Raw genomic sequence first — 24,519 nt, 5'->3', positions numbered from 1 at the left:
ACTTCATGCCCGAGGGGAACCCATGACACGGAGTTGTACGTACTATTACCGGCCACGTCTTTCCGGGCAGTCCTGCATCACGGGGGAGTCATATGCGTCATTTCGGGCACATCGCCCCTGAGGAGCGGAAGCGTCTCTTCTACCGCGAGCCGGCCGTCTTCACCGCCGACTCGCCGGCCCCCGTTCTCGCGGCGGCCCTCGGCGCCACCCTCTACAGTCCGGCGACCCGCCCGCACCTGGCCGACGACGTGGTCAAGCAGGCGGCCCGCGGTGTCGTCTCCATGGTGCTGTGCCTGGAGGACTCCATCGACGACGCGGACGTCGTGCCCGCGGAGGAGAACCTGGTCCGGCAGTTCACCGACCTCGCATCGGGCGGGGACGCGGAACTGCCGCTCCTCTTCGTCCGCGTCCGCGTCCCGGAGCAGATCCCGGACCTGGTCGCCCGCCTCGGCCCGGCCGTCCGGCTGCTGTCCGGCTTCGTGCTGCCCAAGTTCACCGAGGAACGCGGCGTCCCCTTCCTGGAGGCGCTCACCGCGGCCGAGACGGCGAGCGGGCGCCGCCTGTTCGCCATGCCCGTCCTGGAGTCGCCCGACCTGCTCTACCTGGAGTCTCGCCGGGAGACCCTGGACGGCATCTTCCGCACGGTCGACAAGTGGCGCGACCGCGTCCTCGCGCTGCGCCTCGGCGTCACCGACTTCTGCTCCTCGTACGGCCTGCGCCGGGCCCCCGACATGACCGCCTACGACGTCCAGATCGTCGCCTCCGTGATCGCCGACGTCGTCAACGTCCTCGGCCGGGCCGACGGCACCGGGTTCACGGTGACCGGGCCCGTGTGGGAGTACTTCCGGGTCCAGGAGCGCATGTTCAAGCCGCAGTTGCGCCGCAGCCCCTTCCTCGAGGGCCACGTCGAGGAACTGCGCGAGACGCTGATCGAGCACGACATGGACGGGCTGCTGCGCGAGATCTCCCTCGACCGCGCCAACGGCCTGCTCGGCAAGACCTGCATCCACCCCTCGCACGTGATGCCCGTGCACGCGCTGTCGGTCGTCAGCCACGAGGAGTACAGCGACGCCCAGGACATCCTGCGGCCCGAGCGACTCGGCGGCGGGGTCCTGCGCTCGGCGTACACCAACAAGATGAACGAGGTGAAGCCGCACCGCGCCTGGGCCGAGCGCACCCTGCGGCGCGCCGAGGTCTTCGGCGTCGCCAACGAGAACGTCGGCTTCGTCGAGCTGCTGGCAGCCGGGCTGCCGCAGTGACAGCCGTGAAGGAATCGATGAAGAACGTGGTCTGGTCCGGGACCTGGGTCGCCGAGCGGCTCGGGGTCGAACTCGTCGGCGACGAGCGGTTGACGCAGCTGCTGGGGCTCGCGCTGCGCCGCAACCCCAAGCGGGCGCACCTGCTCGTCTCCAACGTGCTGGGCAAGCACGTCCCGCAACTCCCGTCCGTCGTCCACGGCCACGGGGTGGCGCTCGGCCGGCGGGTGCGGGACCTGCTGGGGGAGGAGGACGCGGACCACGCGGTCGTCCTCGGGTACGCGGAGACGGCCACCGGACTCGGTCACTCCGTCGCGGACGGCCTCGGCCCGGTGCCCTACCTGCACTCCACCCGCCGCCCCGTCGAGGGCGTCGCCCGCGCCGGCGGTTTCGAGGAGTCCCACTCCCACGCCACCTCGCACCTGCTGCTCCCGCAAGACCCGGCGCTGCTGGCGGGCGACGGCCCGCTCGTCCTGGTCGACGACGAGTTCTCCACCGGCAACACCGTCATGAACACGATCCGCGACCTGCACGAGCGGTACCCGCGCGAGCGGTACGTCGTCGTCGCCCTGGTCGACCTGCGCTCGCCCGCCGATCTGGGCCGGCTCGAGGACTTCGCCCAGCAGATCGGCGCCCGCGTGGACCTGGTGGCCGCGGCCTCGGGCACGGTGAAGCTGCCCGAGGGCGTCCTGGAGAAGGGGCAGGAGCTGGTCGCCCGGCACGAGACGCCCGTGCGCCACGAAGAGGCCCACGGGACGATCACCCGCGTCGACCTCGGCTGGCCCCACGGGCTGCCCGACGGCGGACGGCACGGTTTCACCCCCGAGCACCGCTCCCGCCTCGAGCGCGCACTGCCCGCGATGGCGGCGCGGCTCGCCCGGGCACTGCCCGCGGGCGCCCGCCGTGTCCTCGTACTCGGCTTCGAGGAGCTGATGTACGCGCCGCTCAGGCTCGCCCGCGAGCTGGAGGAGACGGTGCCCGCCGAGATCCGCTACTCCACCACCACCCGTTCGCCCGTCCTCGCGGTCGACGACCCCGGCTACGCGATACGCACCCGCATCGTGTTCCCCGCGCACGACGACCCGGCCGACGGCCCCGGCGAGCGCTACGCCTACAACGTGGCGGGCGCCGGCTTCGACGCCGTCGTCGCGGTCGTGGACTCGGTGGCCGACACCCCCCGACTGCACGCCCCCGGCGGGCTCCTGGACCGGCTCGCCGCGCACACCCCGCACGTCCTGCTCGCGGTGGTCCCCGCCTACGTCCCCGCGCCGCCCCCGCCCGTCGCCGCCTCGTCAGAAAGTTCCGCCATGCTGCCCGAGCCCCTCCGCGGCCCCGCCTTCTCCTCGTACGCGCCCGACGAGGTCGGCTGGCTGCTCCAGGACCTCTCGGACGTCACCCTGGAGGCGCCGACCGAGGAGCGCGAGGAGGCCATCCAGAGCGGCGGCGCGCACTACGCGGAGTCGCTGCCGGTGGAGTACCAGCCGAGCGAGCAGTACCAGGAGCTGTTCCACGCGGCCCTCGAGGCCTCGGCCGCCCGCCTGGCGCAGGCCGTCGGCGTGGTCACCGAGACGGTCCTCGCCGAACGGTCGCCGCGCCCCGTCCTGGTCTCCCTGGCCCGCGCCGGCACCCCCGTCGGGGTCCTCATGCGCCGCTGGGCCCGGCACCGGCACGGCCTGGACCTGCCGCACTACGCGGTGTCCATCGTGCGCGGCCGCGGCATCGACGCCAACGCGCTGCGCTACCTCGCCGACCGCCACGACCCGAGCGACGTCGTCTTCGTCGACGGCTGGACCGGAAAGGGCGCCATCACTCGGGAACTCGCCGAGGCGATCAGGGAGTTCGAGGCGTCCGACGGCATCACCGGCTTCGACCCGGAGATCGCGGTGCTCGCCGACCCGGGCTCGTGCGTGCGGACGTACGGCACCCGGGAGGACTTCCTCATCCCGTCCGCCTGCCTCAACTCCACGGTCTCCGGCCTGATCTCGCGCACGGTGCTGCGCGCCGACCTGATCGGCCCGCACGACTACCACGGCGCCAAGTTCTACCGCGAGCTGGCGGGGGCCGATGTCTCGGTGGCCTTCCTCGACGCCGTCTCGGCCCGCTTCACCGAGGTCGAGGAGGCGGTCGATCTCCAGGCCAAGGAACTGCTGGCCGGTGACCGCACGCCGACCTGGGAGGGCTGGGCGGCCGTGGAGCGCATCAGCGAGGAGTACGGCATCCACGACGTGAACCTGGTCAAGCCGGGCGTCGGCGAGACCACGCGCGTGCTGCTGCGCAGGGTGCCGTGGAAGATCCTGGCCCGCGCCGGGGCCGGCGCCGACCTCGACCATGTGCGCCTGCTGGCCGCCCAGCGGGGCGTGCCGGTGGAGGAGGTCGACGGGCTGCCGTACACCTGCGTGGGGCTGATCCACCCCCGGTACACGCGGGGTGCGACGGGCGCCGACGGCAAGGCGGTGGCCGGATGAGCCCCGTACTGGTCGCCAGCGACCTCGACCGCACCCTGATCTACTCCTCCGCGGCGCTCGCACTGACCATGCCGGACGCGCGGGCGCCCCGGCTGCTGTGCGTGGAGGTCCACGAGAGCAGGCCGCTGTCGTACATGACCGAGACCGCGGCCGGGCTGCTCACCGACCTCGGCGACCGGGCGGTGTTCGTACCGACCACCACCCGCACCCGCAAGCAGTACCAGCGCATCAACCTGCCGGGCCCCACCCCGGCGTACGCGATCTGCGCGAACGGCGGCCATCTGCTCGTCGACGGCGTCACGGACCACGACTGGCACGCCGCGGTGCTGGCCCGGCTGGCGGACGAATGCGCGCCGCTGGCCGAGGTGCGCGAGCACCTGGCGGCCACCGCCGACCCGGCCTGGGTGCGCAAGCACCGGATCGCGGAGGACCTGTTCGCCTACCTCGTCGTCGAGCGGGAGCTGCTGCCCGAGGAGTGGGTGAAGGAACTGGCCGTCTGGGCGGAGAACCGTGGCTGGACGGTGTCGCTGCAGGGCCGCAAGATCTACGCGGTCCCCAAGCCGCTCACCAAGAGCGCGGCCGTGCGCGAGGTCGCCCGCCGCACCGGCGCCACGCTCACGCTGGCCGCCGGGGACTCGCTGCTCGACGCCGACCTGCTGCTCGCCGCGGACCGCGGCTGGCGCCCGGGCCACGGCGAACTGGCCGACACCGGCTGGACGGCCCCCGGGATCGGCGCGTTGCCGGAGCGGGGCGTGGTGGCCGGGGAGCGGATCCTGCGGGAGTTCCTGAAGGCGACCAAGGAGGCGTGACCGGTCCCGGCACGGGGACCTTCGAGGCTACGGTGGAGGGGAGGCGGGAACCCCCGGCGTCGCGGGGGCCGAGCCAGAGGAGGGCCGGGTGGCCAAGGGGAACGGGACGCCGCTGACGGACGAGCTGTACGGGTACATGCTCGGCCACAACCCGCCGCTCGACCCGGTGCAGCGGATGCTCGTCGAGGTCACGCACACGCAGCTTCCGCTGGTGGCCGGCAAGCAGGTCGCCGAGGAGCAGGGGCCGCTCCTGACCTTCCTGGTGCGGCTGACCGGGGCGCGCCGGATCGTCGAGGTCGGGACCTTCACCGGGCTGTCGGCGCTGTCCATGGCGCAGGCGCTGCCGCCCGGTGGGACGCTGCTGACCTGCGACGTCTCCGAGGAGTGGACGCGGCACGCGCGGGAGGCGTGGGAGAAGGCGGGCGTGGCCGACCGGATCGAGCTGCGGATCGCCCCCGCGCTTCAGACCCTGCGGGGGCTGCCGTCCGAGCCGCACATCGACATGGCGTTCATCGACGCGGACAAGGACAACTACGCCGCCTACTGGGACGAACTGGTGCCCAGGATGCGCCCCGGCGGCCTGCTGGTGGTCGACAACGTCTTCTTCCACGGCGGCGTGACGGACCCGGACGCCACCGGGCTCGCCGGGGCGATCAGGGACTTCAACGCCCATGTGAAGGCGGACGAGCGGGTGGACAGCGTGATGGTGTCGATCGCGGACGGCCTGACCCTGGCCCGCCGCCGCTGACGGCATCTCAGCCCGCTGTAGCTGCCGCTGACGGCGCCTCGGCCCGGGGCAGCCGCCGCTGACGGCATCTCAGCCCGCTGCAGCCGCCCCTGACGGCCCTTCAGCCGCAGCAACCACCGCCGCAGCAGCCGCCCCCCCGAGCCACCACCCGCCCTCGGTGCCGGCGCCGGGGCGGAGGCCGTGCCGCCCACCGCCACGGTGGACAGCAGCTTCACCGTGTCGTCGTGGCCCTGCGGGCAGTTCGCGGGGGCGGAGGACTCCGCCATGGGACGGCTCAGTTCGAACGTGTCGCCGCAGGTACGGCAGCGGTACTCATAGCGTGGCATGTGCACAGATTAACGGGCGCTCACCGGCGATCACAGGACTTCCGGCGCCCGCACCGCTTTGTGAATGCCGCACGATCTCCTCGAGATCTCCTTAATATTCTCTCCGTGACCATGTACCGGCCGGTACCTGATCGAGGACATCACAAAGGTCGCTGCTAATTTAAGGAAGCCGCGATGAGCCGCAAGGTCGGGGAGGGGGGCTCGCTGCCGCATGTCCGGCCGCTGCATCAACCCGCGCGTGCAATTCCGAGTGCGGAGGGAGACGCAGTCGTGACCGAGGCATGGCATCGAACAGGTGACAGGCCGTCCCAGGGCCGTCCGCACACCGGGGCGTGCCGTGGCTAGCCAGGACGGCGGCCGTCCGGACCCTCGTACGGACCGCCGCACCGGGGCCGACGACCCGTCGCAGGCGCCCTTCGACCCGGACGTCACCCTGCAGTTGAAAGCCGGGGCGCCTTCCGACGCCGATGGCGCAACGCAGTTGAGGGCCGCCGAACCCGCGGCGCCGGACCGGACCGCGCAGTTGAAGGCCGTCAGGCCCCTCGCGCCGGACGAGACCATGCAGTTGAAGGCCGTGGCGCACCCGGCTCCGGACGAGACCATGCAGTTGAAGGCCGTCAGGCCCGAGGCGCCGGACGAGACCATGCAACTGCGGATGCCCCGCCCGCCGGAGGCGCCCACGTCTCGCAGCGCGCGGCGCAAGGCCGCACGCCCCTCCGTCCTCACTCGTGTCACCTCGTACCTGACGCCGTACGTCCGCAAACTGACCCCGTACGCCCAGCGGTTGACCCCGTACGCCCGGCGGCTCGCGCCGTACGCCCGCAAACTCAGGCCCGTCTATCCGCGGCCCGGCCGCGTCGGCTGGCGCCGCTGGATGCCCTCATGGCGGCAGTGGCTCGGCGCCGTGCTCACCTCTTTCGGCCTGAGCAGCGTGTTCCTGGTCGTCGCGTACGCCGTCACCGACATACCGGACAACCTCAACTCGTACGCCACCCAGCAGGACAACGTCTACTTCTGGTCCGACGGCACGCCCATGGCCCGCACCGGCTGGGTGCAGCGTCAGGCCATGCCGCTGAAGGACATACCCGAGCAGGTCCGCTGGGCGGTGCTGGCGGCGGAGAACGAGAGCTTCTACTCCGACCCCGGCATATCCGCCAAAGGCATCACCCGCGCCCTGTGGAAGACGGTCGGCGAGGGTGACACCGAAGGCGGTTCCACCATCACCCAGCAGTATGTGAAGAACGTCTATCTGACGCAGAACCAGACCATCAGCCGCAAATTCACCGAGGCGGTGATCGCCCTCAAGCTCGACGACAGGATGCCCAAGGACAAAATCCTCGAGGGATATCTCAACACCAGCTGGTTCGGCCGCGGCACCTACGGCATCCAGCGCGCCTCCCAGGCCTATTACGGCAAGGAGGTGAGCCAGCTCGACGCGAGCCAGGCCGCCTTCCTCGCCTCCCTGCTCAAGGGCGCCGGCCTCTACGACCCCACCCTCGGCAAGGCCAACCACCACCGGGCCGTCGAACGGTGGAAGTGGATCCTCGACCGCATGGTCAAGATCGGCAAGCTGTCGAAGGCCGAGCGGGCCAAGTACACGACCTTCCCCGAGCCGCTGAAGCAGAACCCGCTCTACGACACCGGTCAGCAGAGCGACTACCTGGTGGAGCTGGCGTCGAGTTACGCCAAGAAGGCCGCGCACATCTCCGACCAGCAGTTCGACCTGGGCGGCTACCAGATCTACACCACCTTCGACCGCAAACGGGAGAGCGCGCTCACCGACGCCGTCAACAAGGCCCGCAAGCAGGCGCGGAAGGACCACCCGGACACCGCGCCGACCGCCCACTTCGGCGCCGCCTCGGTGAGTACCGACGGCCGGATCCTGGCCGTCTACGGCGGCCCCGACCACCGCACCCAGGGGTACAACGAGTCCAACGCGGCCACCGTCCCGGCCGGTTCGGCCTTCCTGCCGTTCGTCTACGCCGCCGGCCTCGAACACGGTGTCCACACGACGCGCGGCGGCCCCGCGACCCCGGTCACCCCGGAGTCGGTCTACGACGGCCGTGACAACATCCCCGTCACCACCCCCGAGGGGCCGTACTGGGACCGCAGCGGCAAGAAGGTCTCCGCCCACAACGACGGAAACAAGTCGTACGGGCACATCACCCTGCGCCAGGCCCTCGCCCGGTCGGTGAACACGCCGTTCATGCAACTCGGCATGGACACCGGCCTCGACAAGGTGCGCGAAACGGCGGAGGCGGCCGGGCTGCTGCCCGACAGCATGGGACCACAGGTGCCCGCGCTGTCCCTGGGCAACTCCACGCCGAGCGCCATCCGGATGGCGAGCGGATACACCACGTTCGCCGCGGGCGGCACGCACACCGAGCCGTACTCGGTGCGGCGCGTCACCCGCAACGGCGCCACGGTGTCCCTGAACGCGCCGAAGCCCCGCCGCGCGGTGAGTGCCCAGGTGGCCGGGGAGGTCACCGAGGCGCTCACGGATTCCTTCCGCGCCGCCCACCCGGACGCGGCGGACGCCTCCGCGCAGGTCGCCGGGAAGGCCGGAACCACCCAGGACGACACGGCCTCTTGGTACGTGGGCACGGCCCGGTCCGTGTCCACCGCGGTGGTCGCCTACCGCATGGACCTGTCCAAGAGCCTCGAACCACTGCCGTTGAAGGGAGTCGCCGGCACGCCGAACGACGGCGCCCCCTACGGCATCTGGTCCGCGGCCATGAGTCCGCTCGGCTGACGCCACCGGCCGAGCATGCAACCCCCCACCTTCCTCCTCGGAGAACGAGCCGCCCATGACCACGAGAAACGGCCGGCGCCGCCGCCCTCGCTCGTCCCGCATCGACCAGTGGAAGAGCCGCCCGAGCTTCATGACGCTGGCCGCGCTCCTCGCCGTCGCGTCGGTGACGGTGACCTTCCTGGCGGTGTCCCGGCCGGACAGCACCGCGGCGACCGCTACGGCGGACGCCGGCAAGAGCATCGGCAGAGGATTCACTCCCCGGCCCACCCAGCCACCCAAGTGGGACGGCAAGACGCAGATCATCGGTGACGGCTCCACCTCGTACACCGGGCCGCAGAAAGACCAGTTGAAGCCAAAACCGCTCAAGCCCGGTGAGAAACCACCCCAGTTCGTCGTCTTCTCCTGGGACGGCGCACTGGAGGGCGACGACCACCTCTTCTCCCACTACCGGGAGATGGCCGAGCAGTACAACGCCCACATGACCTTCTTCCTCACCGGCATCTACCTGCTGCCCAAGAGCAAGAAGGACCTCTACCACCCGCCGCAGCACCCGGTGGGCTCCGCGGCGATCGACTACGCCTCCGACGAGCACATCCGCGACACCGTGCAGCAACTGCGCCTGGCGTACGAACAGGGCAACGAGATCGGCACCCACTTCAACGGCCACTTCTGCGGCGCCAAGGGCGGCGGCGACTGGAGCGTGGAGGAGTGGAAGAGCGAGATCGACCAGTTCTACTCCTTCGTGGAGAACTGGAAGACCAACACCGGCTCCAAGAACATCCCGCCGCTGCCCTTCGACTTCCAGAGGGAGGTCACCGGCGGCCGCGCACCCTGCCTGGAGGGCCAGCCGAACCTGCTGAAGGCCATCAAGAGCTACGGCTGGCGCTACGACGCCAGCTCCCCGGGCGACTTCCAGATATGGCCGGCGAAGAAGAACGGCATATGGGACTTCCCGCTGCAGATGCTCCCCTACGAGGGCGGCAAGTACCAGGGCCTGTCAATGGACTTCAACTTCCTCTACAACCAGTCCAAGGGCGAGACCAAAGGCGACCCCGCGAAGTACGCCCAGTGGGAGCGGCAGACCGTCGACTCCTACATGGCCGGCTTCAACCGCGTCTACTACGGCAGCCGGGCGCCCCTGTTCATCGGAAACCACTTCGAGGACTGGAACGGCGACATCTACATGAAGGCCATCGACCAGGTCGTCAAGAACGTCTGCACGAAGAACGGCGTCAAATGCGTGTCGTTCAAGGAGCTGACCGACTGGCTGGACGTGCAGAAGCCCGCCACCCTCGAGCGGCTCCGCGCCCTCGACCCGGGGCAGTCGCCGGACTGGTCGGCCGTCGTGAAGTGACAACCGGGCGTTCCGCCAAGCCTCTTGGGGCACCCCCTTCACACAAGCCACACACGGCGTGCGAAGATGCGGCCCCCGGTATCGGAGTACCGGTGTTAGAGGGGAACATCATTGAAATCAAGAAGATTGAGCCGTAAGCGGCGCCGCGCGACCATAGTCACCGCGGCCGCCGCATCGGTCGTCGCCGGCGCCGCACTGCTGCCCAACTGGGGCGCGAACGCGGCGAGCGTCGCGGAACCCACGGTGGACCCGGGGACCAGGGCCACCTTCCAGCGGCTGGCGGACGCGGTCTTCACCGACCGTACGGACGCCCTGGTCGACAAGAGCGACAGCGGACGGGGCACGCCCCTGGCGTCCCGCTTCTCCGGCGACGTACGCCTGTCGTCCACGCTGTCGCACCAGGAGGACTCCGCCCTGTCCACGCTGCGCGGCCGCAAGTCCCGCCTCGCCGCGCTGGGCGAGAAGTACAGCAAGGCCGACACCACGGTCTCGCTGGACCGGACACGGGTGAAGGGCCGGCACGCCACGGTCGACGTCACCGAAACCACCACCCTGACGTACGAGAAGGCCGGCAACGGCCCGCAGACCACCGGCTTCCAGGCCCACCACCAGCTGACGTTCCAGGCCGACCGGCAGGGCACCTGGCAGCTGACCGGCATCCGCGACACCGACGCGGGCATGGCGGTGAACACGCTGTCCAAGCCGTCCGTCAAGGCGCCCACCACCGCGGACGACGGCGGCATGCCGAACGCCCCGCGCGCGGCCACGACCCGCAACCCGGTCGCCGTCCCGAAGACCGGCACCGCCTACAACTACAAGGCCATGGCGGCCTACGCCGAGAAGTACTGGAAGGTCTACAACAAGGACTACCCGGACTACAACGGGCACGGCGCGGGCGGCGACTGCACCAACTTCGTCAGCCAGTCCCTGAAGGCGGGCGGCTGGAAGCACGTTCCCGGCTACGTGTACGACTACACGAAGTGGTTCGGCAACGCCGACATCCAGTCGGACTCGTTCGTCGGCGTCAACGAGTGGTCCTGGTTCGCCCAGAACTCCAAGCGGACCAAGCCGCTCGCCAACGTCTACCAGCTCGAAGTCGGCGACGTGCTCCAGATGGACTTCGACCGGGACGGGTCCAAGGACCACACGATGATCGTCACCTACAAGAGCGGCGGCGTCCCGTACGTGACGTACCACTCCAACAACACCCTCCGCAGGTCGGTGGCGAGCCTCATCGCCTCCTACCCGAACGCGTACTACTACGCCTACCGCACCTGACCGGTGGTCCTCCGGGGCGGGGGCCGGATCAGTGGCCGGCTCCCCGCTCCTCCCGGATCCGCGTCACGACCTGGGCGACCGCCTGCCGCACCGCCTCGGTCTCCGTCAGGAAGTGCCAGTAGTCCGGGTGGCGGCCCTCCAGTGTGGCGATCGCGCGCTCCAACCGCGCCACCGAGTCGTCCAGCGGGCGGGCGTGCCGCGGATCGGGCGTCGTACGCCCCGCCATCGCCAGCCGCTGCGCGTCCCGGATCGCGAACCGGGTGCGCTCGATCTCCTGTTCCGGATCCTTCTGCACGGCGTTGAGCCGCCGCAGGCGCTCCCCGGCGGCCGACACGGCCTCGTCGGTGGTGTTCAGCAGCGCCCGCACGGTCGACAGCAGCGAGGTGGCGTCCGCCCAGCGCTGTGCATCACGCGCGCCCTGCGCCTGCCGCAGTTTGAGCTCCGCCTGCCGTACGTTCTCCACGGCCTGCTCCGGCACATGCTGGAGATCCTGCCAGCAGGCCGCCGTGAACCTGCGCCGCAGCTCGCTCAGCACGGGCTCGACCTGCCCGGCCCGCGTGGTCAGCGCCTCTGCCCGGGTGCGCAACGACACCAACCGGCGGTCGATCTCGGCCGCCTTCTCCGGCAGCCGCTCGGCCTCGGCCCGAACCGCCGCCGCCTCCCGCGTGACCCGCTCGGCACGCTCCAGCGTCTGCTGCACCCCGTGTTGCCCCGCGCCCTGGTTCAGCTTGGTCAGCTCCGGGCCGAGGGCGGCCAGCCGGGCGGCCAGGTCGTCGGCCTTCAGCCCGGAACCCCGTACCCCGTCCAGGGCATTGCTGGCGGCGAGCAGCGTCTGCCGGGCGCGCTCCACGGCCGGGGCCAGACGAGCCAGTTGGGTCTCGGCCTTGCCGAGCAGCGGCCCGAGACCCTGGGCGAATCGATCCAGCTCCTGCTTGACCCGGACCAGCTCGTCCTTGGCGGCGGTGAGATCCGCCCGGGCCCGGGAAGCGGCGGAGGCCTCCAGATCCACCCGGTCGAGATCATGCGCGTCCACGGCCTGGATGTACCGGTGACTGACCTCGTCGATCCGCCGCCCGAGCGCCTCGAAGTCGGCGAGGGCACGGCGAGCGGCCGGGGAGTCGTCCACAGCGGTGATCGTCTCGACGGAGATCCGCACATCCCGCTGAGCGGTGTCCAACTCGTAGAACGCTTCGGCGGCCGCGTCCTTGGCCCCCTGCGCCTCGGCCCGCTGAGCCTCGCCCCGCCCCCCGAACCACCGCCGGGTACCGCCCGAGGCGAAGGCGGCGGGGAGGACGAGGGTGACGAGGAGAGGGAGGAGGAGGACTCCGGGGACGGGCCGAGCGACGCGGTCGGACTCCTGCCGTGGTGTCGCCGTCACATCCCTCTCCCGTACCGTGATCCACCCTGCCCGGTGTCATTCTCCCACCGGTAGAGGACGAACACACGGGCCGGTCGGTTCGAGGTGCGGCCGGACTCATGGCGGTCGGTTCGCGGCGGTACCCGCGACGGCCGGTCGGCGACGCACCGTGCCGGTGACGGCCGGCTCAGCCCGCCGCCCGTACGCTGACCGACCCGTCACGGGTCCGGGCGTCGATCAGGTGGGAGCTCTTCGACTCCGTCGGGACGGACACATGGACGGAGCCGTCGGCGGAGTGCGTCGACACACGGTACGTGCTGTGCGGCAGCGCGATGGCGACCGACCCGTCGTGGCTGCTCGACTCCACCCGGTCGGGCACGTCACGGAACTCCAGGCTCACCGACCCGTCGTTCGTGGTCGCCCGCACACGCCGCGACCGCACGCCCGTCGCGCGCACCGACCCGTCGTCGCTGGCGAGCGCCAGCGGTCCCGTGGAATCGCTCACCCGCACCGACCCGTCCCGCGTCCGGATGTCCAGCGCCGTGGCGAAGCCCTCCGCCCGCACGCTCCCGTCACCGTCCTCCACCGTGACGGCGACCCCGCGCGGCACCTCTATCCGATGCCGGGCGGAACAGTCCGCGACGATCCCCGAGCACTTCAGCCGCAGCACGAGCCGGTCGCCCTTCATGGCCCACGTCACGCGCGGATCCCCACCCACCACGACCGTCCCGCGGAACCAACGGGTGACCTGCACCTTGTCCACATCGGCCGAGACGATCTCCAACGCCGAGTCGTCGGAGTCGACGGTGAGCGTACGGCCGTGCAGCGCGAAGGCCGCGTGGTCCGGGTGCGGGTCGTCGCGGGCGTCGTTCCCGCAGGCGGCGACGGTGCCGATGAGCACGGCGGCGCTCCCCGCCACGGCGACCACCCGGGTGCGCTGCGCGAGCACCGTCGTACGAGCCATGATGTTCCCCCTGAGAGCCGGAGGGCCGGATGCCCTCAACGCCGAAGTGCTTCGACGGTACGGAGCCACGGCTCTCGGCAGCATCCGGCGTGCTCCCGGATCGGGGGTGGGGATATCCCCCCGGTTACGGGTTTGCGAGGCATCCCCTACGGCAATGTAGGCTGTCGACTCGTCTCGGGTGCGTAGCTCAGCGGTAGAGCGCCTGCCTTACAAGCAGGATGTCGGCGGTTCGAAACCGTCCGCGCCCACCGGATGATCGCGGCAGAGTCCCGGAAGTGCCTGTGCAGGCCGCTTCCGGGGCTCTTCCGTGTCGGGCGCGGGGTCAGTGGTAGGCGTGGACGACCGCGTGGCCCTTGCCGCGGCCGATCATCCACCGGTTGACCGGGGTGGTCAGTACGAAGGCCAGGGCCAGGGAAAGGCCGAGCGAAGCCCAGAAGAGGATCTGGCCGAGACCGGCGTCCATGGCCCCGGGGACGCCCACCATGACGGTGTTGTCGATGAGTTCCATCACGGCGATGGACACGGTGTCTGCGGCCAGCGCGACCTTGAGCGCCTGCCGGAGCGGCAGCCCGGCGCGCAGCACGCCGCGCATGGTGAGCGCGTAGCCGAAGACGAAGGCCAGCGCTGTCGAGATGACGACGGTGGCCGCGTTGTGCAGGCCGGCGGCGGTGCCGATGACCATGCCGAGGACTTCGCCGATGGCGCAGCCGGTCAGGCAGTGCAGCGTGGCTTGTGCGGCCGTGCGCCAGGGGGTGCCGGGTGCATGGTGATCGTGATGCTCGTGCACGTGCTCATGTGCGCTGTGGTCCATCGCTCGTTTCCCCTCGCACGCTCGGGTCTTTGCTCCACCGAACGATATACCCCCCGGGGGTATTCCAAACCCGGTCCGAACTGGCAATCGCAGCGCACTTCCGGCAGGCGGCACAACCAGGGAGCCCGCCGAGGAGTCGTACGCGGCATGATCAGCACGCGCGCACGGCAGGCTTTCGGCGGCTCCACGCTCGTCGTGGTCCTGGCGTCATTGTTGCTCTCCTGTTCCAGCGGCCCGGGTAGGACGTCCGCCGACGAGGAGTCGCCCGCCCGTGCTGTCCGCCGGGCGGCGTCGGTCCCCACGACCCAGGAGCCGTCCGCCCCGAGCACGGCGGAACCGGCACCGAGTGCGGAGAAGGTCCGCGATGTGTTCGCCCGGCTTCAGGCCACCTACAACGACGGGTGCACGACCCCGGGGAACTGCGAGTACTTCCTGGGGCGCGTGCTCGATGAGCTCGGCAGTCTCGACGAGGCGATGAAAGCCGACCCTCAGGGGCCTGAACACTTCCGGGAACCCCTCGGGTGGATCGCGAAACTGCGGGCCGAACTCGGCGACGACAGGTCCTTCGAGAACCTCAAGAAGCACCAGAGCCTGCTCACCGGCACGCGCGACAAGATCAATGCTTGGATGCAGGGCCACCCGGAGGACTATCGATGACACCGCGCCAGGTGCGGGTGTCGTGAAGTCGGATCCGGTCGGCGCACCGGGCCGTTGAGGTGGTTGATGGGCGGCCGGCCGCACAGCGCCGCCCGCGGCTCCCCGTCACGCGAAACCCGAAGACCCCGGCCGCTTCCGCCGGGGTCTTCGCGTTCAGTTCTCCTTCTGCTCGTTCCTCTCGTCCTCGTGCACGTGCTTCAGGCGCGTCCGTGCGTCCATCCTGTCCTCGGTCGCCACCTCGTCCCAGAAGCGGTGGCAGGAGACGAACACCGCGAGTTCCCGCTCGCGCCGGCGGAGCTTTTCCACCTCCGCCTGTTCGTCCTGGGTCCAACCCGGGGAGGCGGGGCGCTCCACCTTGCGCCAGCCGGCGTCGTCGCTGAATCCGTCCAGCGGTTCCACCGACCACGGCAGCCGCTTCAGCAGGGCCAGGAGCTCTGCCCGGACCTGATGCAACTCCTCCTGGCCGGCCAGGAGGTCACTCGGAAACTCATAGCTCGCAGCCACAGGCCAATGCTACGCCTGTTCGATTTTCGGGGGCGACCCTCTTCCCTCGGTTCACTCGAACGGACGTCCGTCTCGTTGATCACGGGCCGGCCGGGGATGTGGCCTCAGCCAATCTTCAGGTAAACCTGTTCAGTTCGAACTGGACAGCTTTGCCTGGCGGATCTAGCGTGAGCCCATGGACCACAACCCGGAAGGCGTCTCCGAGTCCGCCGCCCGTGCGGCGCGTGATCTGCGGGTGGTCGTCAGCCGACTGCGGCGACGTATACGCGAGGTGGCCGGGGACGACGACCTGACACCCTCCCAGGTGTCCGCGCTCACCCTGGTCGGCAAGGGCGGTGCCGCCACTGCCAGCACCCTGGCGTCCGCCGAGGGTGTGAGGCCGCAGTCGATGGCCGCCACCCTCGCCGTCCTCGAACAGCACGGCCTGATCCGGCGCAGCCCCGACCCCGACGACGGCCGCCGCCAGTTGGTCACCCTCACCGAGGCCGGCCGGGAGCGCGTCGAGGGCGACCGGCAGGCCCGGCAGGAGTGGCTCGCCCGCGCCCTGCAGGACCGCTACAGCGAGGAGGAGCGGCAGACCGTCCTCGCCGCGCTCTCCCTCCTGGAACGGCTGACCCAGCCGTGATGCCGGAACTCCGTTCATGACGGCGGGATCGGCGGGATCCGTCCTGCCCGTGCCGCCGGCCCCGCCCGACCGCTCCCTGCCCGCTTCCACCCCCACCACGCGAAAGGCCTGACCATGGCTCTCACCACGCTCGACCCGCGCACCGCCCTCGTCGTGATCGACCTCCAGAACGGCATCGTGGGGATGCCCACCCAGCCCCACACCGGCTCCGAGGTGGTCGCCCGCACCGTCGAGCTCGCGGACGCGTTCCGGGCCCGGAACCTGCCGGTGGTCCTGGTCCGGGTCTCCTTCGCCGCCGACGGCTCCGACGCCGTCCCCGGACGCACCGACCAGCAGCGCGGCGCCCGCGCCTTCTCCGAGGGCTGGGACCTCGTCGTCGACGAACTCGCCGGCCACCCCGGCGACGTCCACGTCACCAAGCACAACTGGGGCGCCTTCCACGGCACCGACCTCGACGTCCAGCTGCGCCGCCGCGGCGTCACCCAGATCGTGCTGACCGGCATCGCCACCAGCATCGGCGTGGAGTCCACCGCACGGGCCGCGTACGAGCACGGCTACCACGTCACGCTGGCCACCGACGCCATGGCCGACGCCTCCCCGGAGGCGCACCGGAACAGCCTCGAGCGGATCTTCCCGCGCCTGGGCGAGTCCGGCACGACGGCCGAGGTCCTGGAGCTGCTGGCCAAGACGCACGCGGTCTGACGCCGGCGGAAGCGGAAACCCTTCTCGCCCAGCGGGGCGGGCAGGCCACACTGGAGTCATGTGCCGCAGCATCAAGACGCTCCGCCCGCCCGCCCTGCCCGAAGAGGCCACGGAGGAGGAGATCCGCGCCGCCGCGCTCCAGTTCGTGCGCAAGGTCTCCGGGTTCCGCGCCCCGGCCGCCCACAACCGCGAGGTGTTCGAGCACGCGGTGGACGCGGTCGCCGAGGCGACCGCGGAACTGCTCGCCGGCCTGGAGGTGCGTGGCGGGCAGCCCCGGCAGGCTACTTCGACGGCGCCGGGCCGCGCATGAGGTGGGTCGCGCCCGCACCCGCCGCGAACAGGGCCGCCACCGAGACACCGGTCGCCAGCCAGCTCGCGCCCAGCCACTGGGCGCCCAGGTAGCCGAGGGCCACGCTGTAGACGGCCCAGGCGATGCCCGCCAGCGCCGACCAGGGCAGGAACTCGCGGGCGCGGCGGTGGGCGGCGCCCGCGCCGAGCGAGACGAGTGAGCGTCCCGCGGGCGCGAACCGGGCGACGATCACCAGCGCACCGCCGCCGCGCGCGAGTGCCGCACCGAGGCGTTCCTGTGCGTGCCGCAGGCGGCGGGAGCGGGCGATGGCGCGGTCCAGACGCTCACCGCCGCGCCAGGCCACGCCGTACGCCACCAGGTCGCCGAGGACCGATGCCGTGGCCGCGCACAGCGTGAGCCCGACGATGTCCGGTGTCCGCGCGACGGCGGAACCGGCGGCCGCCGCCGTGGCCGCCGTGATCACCAGCACGCCGCTCGGCAGCAGCGGCAGGAAGACGTCCAGCAGGACCGACACGGCCACCACGGGGTAGATCCAGGGGCCACCGGCCAGCGACCCCACGCTCTCCATCACCGGAACTCCCCGTACGACTCCCCAACGGCGACCACGTGCCGCGATGTGGCGGGGGAGCGGCAGCCGGCGGCCTTCGACAGCCGTACAGCGTACGCGGCCGGTGTGACTGGCGGTGCTCAGGGGGCTGGTGAGGCGGTCGCCCGCACCCGTTGGACGACACCCGAAGCGGTCGCGGTGCAGGCCGGGCAGGTCGGCACGCCGGACAGGCCGGGCAGGTCGGCACGCCGGACAGGCCGGACAGGCCGGACAGGCCGGACAGGCCGGACAGGCCGGACACGCCGGACACGCCGGCGGCGCCCGCAAGCGGGCGCCGCCGTCCGTACGGAACTCGGTCAGGCCGCGACGGGCTCCGAAGCCCGCTCCTTCTCGCCGGCCGCCGACCGGGAGGCGAACAGGCGGTCCAGGCCGAGCGCCCCGGAGCCGGTGAAGACCAGCAGGAGGAAGGCCCAGCAGAACAGCACCGGCAGCTCGCCGCCGTTCTGGATCGGCCACAGGGCGTGGGACTGGTGCACGTCGAAGTACGCGTACGCCATCGAGCCGGACGCTATGAACGCGGCACCCCGGGTGCCGAGGCCGACCAGGATCAGGGCGCCGGCGACCAGCTGGATCACCGCGGCGTACCAGAAGGGCCAGGTCCCGGTCGGGACGGTGCCGCCGTCGGTGCCCGCAGCGCCGCCGAGGACGCCGAACAGTGAGGCGGCGCCGTGGCAGGCGAAGAGCAGGCCGACGACGATGCGGAACAGTCCGAGGGCGTAGGGCTGCGCCCGGTTGAGGCGTGCGGTCATGTGGGGGGCTCCTTCGGTCTTGTCCGGTCCGCGAACGGACCGGTCTGGGGGACGGAAACCGAGTGAGCCCACAGGTTAGGCAGGCCTAATCAATACTTGCAAGTTCAACATCCGGTCGATGGCTGATCCGTTTCGCATCCTGTCGCGATTGCGTTCCTCAACGAGCAGGCAGCTGAAGGGTTCTGACGACAGATCAGGTCGAACCGCTCGCGGAACCGCTCGCCGAGCCGCTCGCCGAACCGCGGGTCGCCCGCGCGGCGCGGCCGGGGGCGGGGCGGTGGTTCCGCGTCCCCGGCGCGTCGGCGGGCCCGCCGGGCTCGGGGCCCGCGGGGCGGCTCAGCAACTCGCGAGGTAGTTCTGCAGCGCGCTCTTCTCGGCGGAGTCGACGGAGAGGTCGTAGTAGTACTTCACCTGCACCCAGGCGCGGACGTAGGTGCAGACGTACGACGACCGGGACGGAACCCAGGTGGCCGGGTCCTGGTCGCCTTTTGCCTGGTTGACGTTGTCGGTGACGGCGAGGAGCTGCGGACGGGTGATGTCGTTGGCGAAGGCCTGGCGCTGGGACGTCGTCCACTTGCTCGCGCCGGAGTCCCAGGCCTCGGCGAGCGGGACCAGGTGGTCGATGTCGACGTCGGAGGCGGCGTACCAGGTCGCGCCGTCGTACGGGGAGTACCAGCTGCCGCTGGTGGCGGCGCAGGAGGAGTCGGTGACGACGTTGGAGCCGTCGCGCTTGAGGATGTACTCGCGGGTGTTGCAGGTGCCGCTGATGGTGATCCAGGTCGGGAAGAGGTCGCGGCTGTAGCCGGTGCGGTTCTCGGTGGCCACCGTGAGCGAGGCGAGGTAGCTGCGGGCGGTGGCGGCGCTGACCGGGGTGGGGAGGGCGGCGGAGGCGGTCGGACCGTTGAAGAGGCCGACGCAGGCTATGAGGCCGGTAAGAGCGGCGAGTATGCTGACGCGTCGACGCGCGTAGACCTTGGGCATGCCAACTTCCTTGTCGTGTGGGGGTGTTGAGGTGCGAGCGAGGGAATGCTCGCGGGGGAGTGTTGCCTCCAGGTGTGTGTTTGGTAAGAAGCTAATGACGCGGACATGACACGACAAGGGGTGCGGCGGAGCCGGCGGTGTGACCGGCGCCCTTTGGTGTGGGTTGTCCCGTCCCGTACGATGGGCGGCGCAGAAGGGGAGTAGCTCTTCGCCGGACCGTCGACACACTGCTCAGCTCCGCTGAGCCGGCGCCCGGAGGCGGACCTCGATCAGGGGTCGGCCAGCGAGACCTTCGGCAAGCAGTGCACGCCCGTGCCGTACGGCAGCGGGCGATCCGTGTGCTGCCGTGCCGAGGTGTCGAAGCGTTCACAGCACTCTCGGTGGGGCGGCCCCGACCGATTGAGGAACCTTGATCAGCATCACCGTCCTGGCGCTCGTCTTCGGTGTCATCTTCCTGGCCGAACTGCCGGACAAGACGGCCCTCGCCGGACTCGTCCTCGGCACTCGGTACCGCGCCTCCTACGTCTTCGCGGGCGTCGCCGCCGCCTTCACGCTGCACGTCGTGCTCGCCGTCGCGGCGGGCAGCGCGCTGACCCTGCTGCCGCAGCGGCTCGTGCACGCGCTGACGGGTGTGCTCTTCCTGGGCGGCGCGGCGATGCTGCTGCTGAAGAAGGGGGACGGGGAGGAGGAGATCCGCAAGCCGGAGGACCAGTCCTTCTGGAAGGTGGCCGGAACGGGCTTCATGCTCATCCTGGTCGCGGAGTTCGGCGACCTGACCCAGATCATGACGGCGAACCTCGCGGCCCGTTACGACGACCCGCTGTCCGTGGGTCTCGGCGCGGTGCTCGGGCTGTGGGCGGTCGCGGGACTCGGCATCGTGGGCGGCAAGGCGCTGATGAAGCGGGTGCCGCTGGGACTGATCACGAAGATCGCGGCGCTGGTGATGCTGGCGCTCGGGGCGTGGAGCCTGTACGAGGCCGTGGCCCGGTGACGCCGACGGGCCCGGCGGGGGTGGCCGGGCGGCGAACGGCTGGTGACGTCTTCGTGGGAGCGGTGGCGGGATCCCGCCGGGTTTTGTACCGTGTAGGAACAAAGTGGCTCCCGCCCGTTACCCCTGACCGGCGGGCGGGGCCGCCTTGTCCCTGCGGGGCCCGCACGCGCGGCCCCTCCGCCGTGTCTTGGAGCTGCCGATGACGGCCACCACCGTGCTCACCGCCCGCGCCCTCCTGCTGGACATGGACGGCACCCTCGTCAACTCCGACGCCGTCGTGGAGCGGATCTGGCGCCGCTGGGCCGACCGGCAAGGTCTGAACGGCGACGAGGTGATGAAGGTGGTGCACGGGCGGCAGGGTCACGCCTCGATGGCGCTGCTGCTGCCCGACCGGCCCGTCGAGCAGAACCTGGCGGACAATGCCCGCATGCTCGCCGAGGAGACGTCGGACATGGACGGGGTCGTGGCGATCCCCGGGGCCCGGGAGTTCCTGGACTCGCTGCGGGAGCTGCCGCACGCGCTCGTGACCTCGGCCGACGTGGCCCTGTCGACCGCGAGGATGGCGGCGGCGGGTCTGGAACTGCCGCCGGTACGGATCACCGCCGAGTCGGTCGGTGCGAGCAAGCCCGACCCCGAGGGCTTCCTGAAAGGCGCCGCGGAACTGGGCGTGGCCCCGGAGGACTGCGTGGTCTTCGAGGACTCGGGCGCGGGCATCGCGGCGGGACGCGCCGCGGGGATGCGGGTGGTGGGGGTCGGCCCCCGCGCGGGGCTGCACGGACCGGACGCGCTGGTGCCGGACCTGACCGGGGTGCGGGTGGACACCGCCGGGGACGGCACGATACGGCTCCACCTCGCCTGACGGTCCGCTCGCGCACGGGAGTTGCGACGACGGGGCCCGGCCTCGCGGCGGAAGCCGTGGACTACGGCCGCGTCGTTTCCGATTCCAGCCTTGCTCTCGTTGCCGCGCCGTACACCCCCGGCTCGTCCTGTGTGATGCCCCGGCTGAGCTGGTAGTTGCGGACCGCGCTCTCCACCTGGGCGTCGTAGGTGCCGTTCGCGGGGCCCAGGTACAGGCCCAGTTGACGCAGGCGGAGCTGCAGTTCCCTGACCTCCGGGCCCTCGTCGCCGGGGCGGAGGACGGAGGCGCTGCGCTGGGGCTGGGCGTGCGTGCCCGGGGACGCCGTCGCGGTGGGCGGTGCGGTCGTCGGTGTGCCGCTCGGGGTCGGCGACGTGGACGGCGTGGGGGACGGGCTCGACGGTGACGGCGACGGCGACGGGCTCGTACTCGGCGAGGGCTTCCTGCTCGGCGGGGGCGCCGCCGCGGACACCGTTGCGGCCGGCGCCGACGTACCGGCCGGCGACGACGCCTCCGGCACGCTCGCCCGTATCTCCTGCGGCAGCGCACCGTCCCGCTTCGGAGGGTCGTAGGAGAACAGCCCGCTCGCGTAACCTGCCGCCGCCACGACCGCGACCATCGCACCCCCGGTGGCCAGCAGGACAGCGCGCCGCAGGCGCCGGGGCCGCAGCTCGGCGTCCGCGGGCACGGCGGCCCGGTCCTCCACGTGGGGCACGGCCGGGAGAGCCGTCGTCACCTCCGGTACGGCAGCCGACCGCACCGTCGCGTCCGGCTCGTCCGATACGGCGCCCGGTCGTACCGTCGCGTCCGGCTCCTCCGGTACCGCGCCCGGTCGTACCGTCGCGTCCGGCTCCTCCGGTACCGCGCCCGGTCGTACCGTCGCGCCCGGCTCCTCCGGTACCGCGCCCAGCCGTACCGTCTCGTCCCCCAGCTCCACATACGGCCTGATGCGCAGCGGGTCGAAGTCCTCCGCCGCTGCCGCCTCCGCCGTGCGCGCCTCCTGGAGTGCCTCGGCCGCCCGCCGGGTGCATCCGCACGACGGTGTGCCGTCCCCTCGTCGCGGTGCCGCGCACTGCGGACAGGCCTGTCCGTTCGGTCCGTTCACGCGTGGGTCCCCTCCCCGCCGAATCCCAGAAATTATGCAGATCTCCCTCACGGAATCTCCCTGCAGCCCCCGGAATTCCTCCCTCCCATCAGGACTCAACAGGCCATAACAGGTCACACCCACCACGATGAGAGTGCACGATGGACGACAGCGCACGGAGGTCGTACGACCGTCCACGGGAGGCCTTCATGACCGATGACACCCAGGGCAGGGCGGCAGGGAAGGGCACGCGTCCCGGCACCGGGACCGGTGCGGGCACGCCCGCGAGCTCCGTCGCCGCACGCCACGCGCCCGGCGACGACAGCGTGCACGGCGGCGTCCTCGTGTCCATCGGCGCACTGCTGCTCGGCATGCTGCTGGCCGCCCTCGACCAGACGATCGTCTCCACCGCGCTGCCCACCATCGTCAGCGACCTCGGCGGTCTGGAGCATCTGTCCTGGGTGGTCACCGCCTATCTGCTCGCCTCCACCGCGGCCACGCCCCTGTGGGGCAAGCTCGGCGACCAGTACGGGCGCAAGAAGCTGTTCCAGGCCGCGATCGTGCTCTTCCTGATCGGCTCCGCGCTGTGCGGCATGGCGCGCAACATGCCCGAGCTGATCGGCTTCCGCGCCCTGCAGGGGCTCGGCGGCGGTGGGCTCATCGTGCTGTCGATGGCGATCGTCGGCGACATCGTCCCGCCCCGGGAACGGGGCCGCTACCAGGGCCTCTTCGGTGCCGTCTTCGGTGCGACCAGCGTCCTCGGCCCGCTGCTCGGCGGCCTGTTCACCCAGCACCTCAGCTGGCGCTGGGTCTTCTACGTCAACCTGCCCGTCGGTGCGGTCGCCCTCGCCGTGATCGCCACGGCCCTGCGCATCCCACGAAAGGCCGAACGGCACGTCATCGACTACCTCGGCACCCTCCTCATCGCCTCCGTCGCCACCTGCCTGGTCCTCGTCGCCTCGCTCGGCGGCACCACCTGGGCCTGGGGCTCACCGCAGATCGCCGGCCTGGCCGCCCTCGGCGGCGTGCTGCTCGTGGCGTTCCTCCTCGTCGAACGCCGCGCCGCCGAGCCCGTCCTTCCGCTGAAGCTCTTCCGCGTCCGCACCTTCACGCTCTCCGCCGTCATCAGCTTCATCGTCGGCTTCGCGATGTTCGGCGCGATGACGTACCTGCCGACGTTCCTGCAGATCGTCCACGGCATCAGCCCCACCCTGTCCGGTGTGCACATGCTGCCGATGGTGGCCGGCATGCTGCTGTCCTCCACCGCCTCCGGCCAGATCGTCAGCCGCACCGGCCGCTGGAAGGTGTTCCCGATCGCGGGCACCGGCGTCACCACCATCGGCCTGCTCCTGCTGCACCGGCTCACCGAGAACAGCAGCACCGCCGAGATGAGCGGCTACTTCTTCGTCTTCGGCCTCGGCCTCGGCCTCGTCATGCAGGTGCTGGTGCTGATCGTGCAGAACGCCGTCGCCTACGAGGACCTGGGCGTCGCCACCTCCGGCGCCACCTTCTTCCGCTCCATCGGCGCCTCGTTCGGCGTGGCCGTCTTCGGCACGATCTTCGCGGGCCGCCTCGCCGACAAGCTCGTGGCCGCGCTCGCCGGGCATCCGCTCCCGCCGGGCGTCACCCCGGCCGCCCTGAAGGCCGACCCGCGCGGTATCGCGGCCCTGCCGCCCACCGCCCGGCCCTCCGTGCTGCACGCGTTCTCCTCCTCCATCACCGACGTCTTCCTCTACGCCGCACCGGTCGCCCTCCTCGGCTTCGTCCTGGCCTGGTTCCTGCGCGAGGACAAGCTGCGCGGCTCGGTCACGGCACCGGACGTGTCGGAGACCCTGGCGAGCAATCCGGTGCACCGCTCGTCGTACGAGGAGGCCAGTCGCGCGCTGTCCCTGCTCGGCTCCCGGGAGGGGCGCCGGCAGATCTACGAGAAGATCACCAGGCGGGCCGGGTACGACCTGCTGCCCGCGACGAGCTGGCTGCTGCTGCGGATCAAGAAGCACGGCTGGGCCGAGCCGGCGCTGCTCGCCGAGCGCAGCTCGGTTCCGCTGCCCGTCATCATCGCCGCCGCACGGCAGGTGGAGGAGCGGCGCCTCGGCGTGCGCGAAGGGCTCGACCTGGTGCTGACCGAACAGGGGCGCGAGGTCGCCGACCGCCTCGCCGAGGCGCGTGAGGAGTCCCTGGCCGAACTGCTCGGCGACTGGTGGGGCCCCGACCGTCCGACCGACCTGATCAAGCTGGTCCAGGAACTGAACGCGGAACTGTGCGGCTCGGACGCGGAACGCCCGCACAACGGCTCGACGACGCCGCGACAGCTCGGCCGGGCCGTCTAGGGC

General features: G+C 71.3%; 22 protein-coding genes, 1 tRNA gene and 1 pseudogene. 15 read left to right on the top strand and 9 right to left on the bottom strand.

Going from position 1 to position 24,519, the window contains the following annotated elements; genetic code table 11:
- The first annotated feature begins 92 nt into the window (after positions 1-92).
- The 4 genes from SY2F82_RS02100 to SY2F82_RS02085 all read left to right on the top strand — a co-directional run bounded on the left by SY2F82_RS02100 (position 93) and on the right by SY2F82_RS02085 (position 5,278).
- Positions 93-1,259 carry an HpcH/HpaI aldolase/citrate lyase family protein gene (locus SY2F82_RS02100; protein WP_200417179.1) on the top strand — a complete coding sequence of 389 codons (1,167 nt, stop codon included), beginning with the start codon at positions 93-95 and terminating at the stop codon, positions 1,257-1,259.
- A gap of 17 nt (positions 1,260-1,276) precedes the next feature.
- Entirely contained in the window at positions 1,277-3,721 is a 2,445-nt protein-coding gene (locus tag SY2F82_RS02095) for a phosphoribosyltransferase (protein ID WP_200417178.1), read from the top strand.
- Positions 3,718-4,530 carry an HAD family hydrolase gene (locus tag SY2F82_RS02090; protein ID WP_200417177.1) on the top strand — a complete coding sequence of 271 codons (813 nt, stop codon included), beginning with the start codon at positions 3,718-3,720 and terminating at the stop codon, positions 4,528-4,530. Before SY2F82_RS02095 ends, SY2F82_RS02090 begins: the two co-directional genes overlap by 4 nt.
- An 88-nt stretch (positions 4,531-4,618) precedes the next feature.
- Positions 4,619-5,278, top strand: a complete 660-nt coding sequence (locus SY2F82_RS02085; protein WP_200417176.1) for an O-methyltransferase — start codon at positions 4,619-4,621, stop codon at positions 5,276-5,278.
- Between the two features lie 100 nt (positions 5,279-5,378).
- Here SY2F82_RS02085 and SY2F82_RS02080 read toward each other — a convergent pair.
- Positions 5,379-5,604, bottom strand: a pseudogene (locus tag SY2F82_RS02080) (zinc ribbon domain-containing protein).
- Between the two features lie 559 nt (positions 5,605-6,163).
- On the opposite strand from SY2F82_RS02080, the gene SY2F82_RS02075 reads away from it, so the two are divergent.
- From SY2F82_RS02075 to SY2F82_RS02065, 3 genes are all read left to right on the top strand, one after another.
- Positions 6,164-8,356, top strand: a complete 2,193-nt coding sequence (locus tag SY2F82_RS02075; protein WP_200417771.1) for a transglycosylase domain-containing protein — start codon at positions 6,164-6,166, stop codon at positions 8,354-8,356.
- Between the two features lie 55 nt (positions 8,357-8,411).
- Entirely contained in the window at positions 8,412-9,710 is a 1,299-nt protein-coding gene (locus SY2F82_RS02070) for a hypothetical protein (protein WP_200417175.1), read from the top strand.
- 126 nt (positions 9,711-9,836) lie between these two features.
- Complete coding sequence (locus SY2F82_RS02065; protein WP_236041049.1) at positions 9,837-10,988, top strand: amidase domain-containing protein; 1,152 nt, start codon at positions 9,837-9,839, stop codon at positions 10,986-10,988.
- Between the two features lie 28 nt (positions 10,989-11,016).
- Here SY2F82_RS02065 and SY2F82_RS02060 read toward each other — a convergent pair whose 3' ends face one another.
- Positions 11,017-12,366, bottom strand: coding sequence for a hypothetical protein (locus SY2F82_RS02060; RefSeq protein WP_200417173.1), 1,350 nt, complete (start codon positions 12,364-12,366; stop codon positions 11,017-11,019).
- A gap of 166 nt (positions 12,367-12,532) precedes the next feature.
- Positions 12,533-13,309 (bottom strand): DUF4097 family beta strand repeat-containing protein, encoded by a 777-nt coding sequence (locus SY2F82_RS02055; protein ID WP_200417172.1) that lies wholly within the window; start codon positions 13,307-13,309, stop codon positions 12,533-12,535.
- A 176-nt stretch (positions 13,310-13,485) separates the two neighbouring features.
- On the opposite strand from SY2F82_RS02055, the gene SY2F82_RS02050 reads away from it, so the two are divergent.
- A tRNA-Val gene (locus SY2F82_RS02050) sits at positions 13,486-13,557 on the top strand.
- A gap of 74 nt (positions 13,558-13,631) precedes the next feature.
- Here the strand turns inward: SY2F82_RS02050 and SY2F82_RS02045 are convergent.
- A complete protein-coding gene (locus tag SY2F82_RS02045; RefSeq protein ID WP_200417171.1) occupies positions 13,632-14,120 on the bottom strand; it encodes a DUF4396 domain-containing protein in 489 nt (162 codons plus the stop codon).
- A gap of 147 nt (positions 14,121-14,267) precedes the next feature.
- Between SY2F82_RS02045 and SY2F82_RS02040 the strand changes: the two genes are divergently transcribed.
- Positions 14,268-14,777, top strand: a complete 510-nt coding sequence (locus SY2F82_RS02040; RefSeq protein WP_200417170.1) for a hypothetical protein — start codon at positions 14,268-14,270, stop codon at positions 14,775-14,777.
- A gap of 153 nt (positions 14,778-14,930) precedes the next feature.
- Here SY2F82_RS02040 and SY2F82_RS02035 read toward each other — a convergent pair whose 3' ends face one another.
- Positions 14,931-15,281 (bottom strand): hypothetical protein, encoded by a 351-nt coding sequence (locus SY2F82_RS02035; RefSeq protein ID WP_200417169.1) that lies wholly within the window; start codon positions 15,279-15,281, stop codon positions 14,931-14,933.
- Between the two features lie 175 nt (positions 15,282-15,456).
- On the opposite strand from SY2F82_RS02035, the gene SY2F82_RS02030 reads away from it, so the two are divergent.
- From SY2F82_RS02030 to SY2F82_RS02020, 3 genes are all read left to right on the top strand, one after another.
- On the top strand, positions 15,457-15,906 hold the full coding sequence (locus SY2F82_RS02030; RefSeq protein ID WP_200417168.1) for a MarR family transcriptional regulator: 450 nt from the start codon (positions 15,457-15,459) through the stop codon (positions 15,904-15,906).
- Between the two features lie 114 nt (positions 15,907-16,020).
- Complete coding sequence (locus tag SY2F82_RS02025; protein WP_200417167.1) at positions 16,021-16,608, top strand: hydrolase; 588 nt, start codon at positions 16,021-16,023, stop codon at positions 16,606-16,608.
- A 58-nt stretch (positions 16,609-16,666) separates the two neighbouring features.
- Entirely contained in the window at positions 16,667-16,918 is a 252-nt protein-coding gene (locus SY2F82_RS02020; protein WP_200417166.1) for a DUF2277 domain-containing protein, read from the top strand.
- On the opposite strand, the gene SY2F82_RS02015 is transcribed toward SY2F82_RS02020, so the two are convergent.
- From SY2F82_RS02015 to SY2F82_RS02005, 3 genes are all read right to left on the bottom strand, one after another.
- Complete coding sequence (locus SY2F82_RS02015; protein ID WP_374707112.1) at positions 16,890-17,486, bottom strand: DedA family protein; 597 nt, start codon at positions 17,484-17,486, stop codon at positions 16,890-16,892. The two genes, SY2F82_RS02020 and SY2F82_RS02015, sit on opposite strands and share 29 nt — an antisense overlap.
- Positions 17,487-17,821: 335 nt before the next feature.
- On the bottom strand, positions 17,822-18,274 hold the full coding sequence (locus SY2F82_RS02010) for a DoxX family protein (RefSeq protein ID WP_200417164.1): 453 nt from the start codon (positions 18,272-18,274) through the stop codon (positions 17,822-17,824).
- Between the two features lie 336 nt (positions 18,275-18,610).
- On the bottom strand, positions 18,611-19,255 hold the full coding sequence (locus SY2F82_RS02005; protein WP_200417163.1) for an HNH endonuclease family protein: 645 nt from the start codon (positions 19,253-19,255) through the stop codon (positions 18,611-18,613).
- A gap of 409 nt (positions 19,256-19,664) precedes the next feature.
- Here SY2F82_RS02005 and SY2F82_RS02000 point away from each other — a divergent pair, with 409 nt between their 5' ends.
- Both SY2F82_RS02000 and SY2F82_RS01995 read left to right on the top strand, forming a co-directional pair.
- On the top strand, positions 19,665-20,246 hold the full coding sequence (locus SY2F82_RS02000; RefSeq protein ID WP_200417162.1) for a TMEM165/GDT1 family protein: 582 nt from the start codon (positions 19,665-19,667) through the stop codon (positions 20,244-20,246).
- Between the two features lie 199 nt (positions 20,247-20,445).
- Positions 20,446-21,105: an HAD-IA family hydrolase gene (locus tag SY2F82_RS01995; RefSeq protein ID WP_200417161.1), complete on the top strand. Its 660-nt coding sequence runs from the start codon at positions 20,446-20,448 to the stop codon at positions 21,103-21,105.
- Positions 21,106-21,166: 61 nt separating this feature from the next.
- On the opposite strand, the gene SY2F82_RS01990 is transcribed toward SY2F82_RS01995, so the two are convergent.
- Positions 21,167-22,207 (bottom strand): peptidoglycan-binding protein, encoded by a 1,041-nt coding sequence (locus SY2F82_RS01990; RefSeq protein ID WP_236041048.1) that lies wholly within the window; start codon positions 22,205-22,207, stop codon positions 21,167-21,169.
- Between the two features lie 188 nt (positions 22,208-22,395).
- On the opposite strand from SY2F82_RS01990, the gene SY2F82_RS01985 reads away from it, so the two are divergent.
- The gene (locus SY2F82_RS01985) at positions 22,396-24,516 is read left to right on the top strand and encodes an MDR family MFS transporter (protein ID WP_200417159.1); all 2,121 of its coding nucleotides are present in this window, start codon (positions 22,396-22,398) and stop codon (positions 24,514-24,516) included.
- Positions 24,517-24,519 lie beyond the last annotated feature (3 nt).

It is taken from the genome of Streptomyces sp. Y2F8-2, from assembly GCF_014905555.1.
Classification (GTDB): Bacteria; Actinomycetota; Actinomycetes; order Streptomycetales; family Streptomycetaceae; genus Streptomyces; species Streptomyces cynarae.
This window is presented reverse-complemented; position numbering and strand designations above follow the sequence as displayed.